General features: G+C 68.6%; 2 protein-coding genes and 1 pseudogene. 1 reads left to right on the top strand and 2 read right to left on the bottom strand.

Going from position 1 to position 2,868, the window contains the following annotated elements; translation table 11 throughout:
• Nucleotides 1-45: 45 nt before the first annotated feature.
• Both ACFWI9_RS31875 and ACFWI9_RS31880 read right to left on the bottom strand, forming a co-directional pair.
• Nucleotides 46-1,092, bottom strand: coding sequence for a methyltransferase (locus ACFWI9_RS31875; protein WP_387168060.1), 1,047 nt, complete (start codon nucleotides 1,090-1,092; stop codon nucleotides 46-48).
• Between the two features lie 91 nt (nucleotides 1,093-1,183).
• Nucleotides 1,184-2,242, bottom strand: a complete 1,059-nt coding sequence (locus ACFWI9_RS31880; RefSeq protein ID WP_387168063.1) for a nitrous oxide reductase family maturation protein NosD — start codon at nucleotides 2,240-2,242, stop codon at nucleotides 1,184-1,186.
• A 418-nt stretch (nucleotides 2,243-2,660) separates the two neighbouring features.
• Here ACFWI9_RS31880 and ACFWI9_RS31885 point away from each other — a divergent pair.
• Nucleotides 2,661-2,868 (top strand): annotated as a pseudogene (locus ACFWI9_RS31885) (betaine-aldehyde dehydrogenase); the annotation flags it as partial.

Here is a 2,868-nt window from a genome sequence, read left to right on the forward strand (position 1 = left end):
GATCGGACGGGGGCTCTGCGCCGTGCTCAGCGCACCGGTTCGGGGTCAGGCGGGGGTGATGCTCTCGATGGCGTGCAGATAGGGGTTGACCGGGCGGATGTCGCCGACGATGAGTCCGGCGTCGGCCATCCGGGTGACCATGCTGTGCTTGGTGTGCTTGGCACCGCCGACGTTCAGCAGCAGCATGAGGTCCATCGCGGTGGTGAAGCGCATGGACGGTGTGTCGTCCACCAGGTTCTCGATGACCACCACCCTGGAGCCCGGACGGGCCGACTCGATGATGTTCCGCAGGGTCCTGCGGGTGCTCTCGTCATCCCACTCCAGGATGTTCTTGATGATGTAGACATCGGCTTCGACGGGGACGGCCTCCCGGCAGTCGCCGGGGATGATGCGGACCCGGTCGGCAAGCGCGCCGCCGTCACGCAGCCGGGGGTCCGCGTTCGCCACGACCCGGGGGAGGTCGAGCAGGGAGCCCCGCATGTGCGGGTACTTCTCCAGCAGGCCGGCCAGCACATGGCCCTGGCCGCCGCCGATGTCCGCGACGGTCGCCACCCCGGTGAGATCGAGGAGTTCGGCGACCTCACGGGCCGACTGCATGCTGGAGGTGGTCATGGCCCGGTTGAACACCTGGGCCGACTCGGGTGCGTCCGTGTGCAGGTATTCGAAAAACCCCTTCCCGTAGATCTGCTCGAACACCCCTGAGCCGTTGCGCACCGCCTCGTCGAGAAGCGGCCAGGCGTTCCAGGTCCAGGGCTCGGTGCACCAGAGCGCGATGTTCTTGAGACTGTGCGGGTCGTCCTCGCGCAGCATCCGGGACATCTCGGTGTGGGCGAACCGTCCGTCCGCCTGCTCCTCGAAGACCCCGTAGCAGGACAGGGCCCGCAGCATCCGCCGCAGTGCGCGGGGGTCGCTGCGCACCGCCGCCGCCAGTTCTTCGGCGGTGGCGGGGCTGTCGCCGAGTGCGTCGGCGACACCCAGTTTGGCGGCGGCACGTACGGCGGCGGCGCATGCCGCTCCGAACACGAGCTCCCGCAGGCGCATGGAGGGTGGGGTGGTGGCCTCGTGTGAGGGGGTGGTGCTTACGGTCGTCATGCCGCCTCGATTCTCAAGATGTGTGCTCTCACGGACTTCGCCCCCTGCCGGCCCGGGTGGGTGGCCGCAGGGGCCCGGCGGAGCGGAGGTGTCAGCACATGCCCGCGGGTTCGGATGCCTTGCAGAAGTTGCCGCCGAAGGTGTTGCCCTGACCGGTGTCGCGGTTGGCGAGGTCGGGGACGGTGTTGCCCACCAGCACGTTGTTGCTGATGTCGTTGTGGCTGCTGGGTGAGCCGACAATGCTCTTGAACAGCACGATCCCACCGGCGAACGGCGACTTCCCGGTGTGGCCCCAGATCACGTTGGACGCGATGGTGGTCTGCTCCACGCCGGTGAGCACGATTCCGGCACCCTGGATCTCGGGCAGCCGAGCGGTCTTCGGGCACTGCTTGTTGTTCTGGAAGATGCTGTTGCCGCGTACGGCGAGGTCACCGGTGCGCGGTACGCCCTCGTCGCCGACGACGAACACACCGGCACAGTTGCCGGTGACGGCGTTGCCCTCCACCACCAGGTTCCTCAGGCGGCGGATGGTCACCCCGATGCGGTTGCCCGCGAGATAGTTGCCGGTGACCACGGCGCCCTTGGTATCCAGGGCTCCGGCCTCCGTATCGGTGGTGTTGGACAGGAAGATCCCTGACTCGGCGTTGTCGCGGGCGATGTTGCCGCGGAATTCACCGCCGACCGAGCGCTCCTGGGCGATTCCCCAGTTCCCGTTCTTTTCGACGGTCACCTTGCGCACGGTCAGATCGTCGGTGCGGGAAGCCCAGATGCCGTTCTTCTTGAAGGCGCGCACCGTGAGCGAACCGATCTCGACGCCCTCGATGGGCTTGGCGTCGGTGCCGATGACACAGACCCCGTTGCCCTTCTGCGCACAGGCGTCCCTGCCGGGCGTCGCCGGGGGCGCGATGACGGTCCGCTTGCCCGCACCGCGCAGGGTCAGGTCCGAGGTCGTGATCGTGACGCTCTCGTGGTAGGTCCCGGCGGCGATGTTGATGACATCGCCGGGCTTCGCCTTGTTCACCGCGGCCTGGATCGATTGTCCGGGCTGGACATTGTGGGTCACGGCGGCATGGGCGGGCGTGGCGGCGCTCACGCCGGAAGCGGCCATAAGGGCGACGCATCCGAGATAAGTGATCTGTCGTTTCGTCATGAGACGAAATTATGGGGGGTTATGACAATTCGCCACATACTGTGCCGTTAGGGTCGCGTGTCGCGATCCAAACGGGGGCCCCGTCGGCGTGTCGCCTGCCGCGACCCGCTCCCCGCCACGTACGGGAGCCTCCGGGAGTCCGATTCCCGTCCGGCCCGGCGTTCCCGACCCCGGACTCCACCCACACGGCACCCCTGGCCGACCGGCAGCGGCATGACAGCGGCAGTGACCGTGCGCGACCTCACCCGAGAACGGTCACGGCATGCGTCCGATCGCGGACGCTCGGCGGCGTCACCGGCTTCCCCCTCTGCAAAAGCGGCCCGAGCTCTCTACTGTCGGACAAAGGACTCAAACCTGACGAAAGTCACTTTGGGGCGCTGGCACGCTGGGGCTCTCATCTGAATCCGGAGGTCACCCCATGGCGGAGCTGTTCATCGGTGGCGAATGGACCGCGGCCGCCGACGGCGAGGTGCGGGAGATCCGCTGCCCGGCCGACGGCACTCTGGTGGCGACCGTGGACGAGGCCGGGCCCAAGGACGCGGCGGCGGCGGTCGCCGCCCCCCGGGAGGCCGTCCCGCCCGGGGCCGGGGCCGCGGCCCCGGCGGGGGGAACCCGGGGCCTGGGAG

The organism is Streptomyces sp. NPDC127084 (assembly GCF_042724175.1).
Lineage (GTDB): Bacteria > Actinomycetota > Actinomycetes > Streptomycetales > Streptomycetaceae > Streptomyces.

Coding starts and splice junctions, on each gene's coding strand:
- ACFWI9_RS31875 (WP_387168060.1), bottom strand. CDS start 1,092: ATGACGACCGTAAGCACCACCCCCTCACACGAGGCCACCACCCCACCC.
- ACFWI9_RS31880 (WP_387168063.1), bottom strand. CDS start 2,242: ATGACGAAACGACAGATCACTTATCTCGGATGCGTCGCCCTTATGGCC.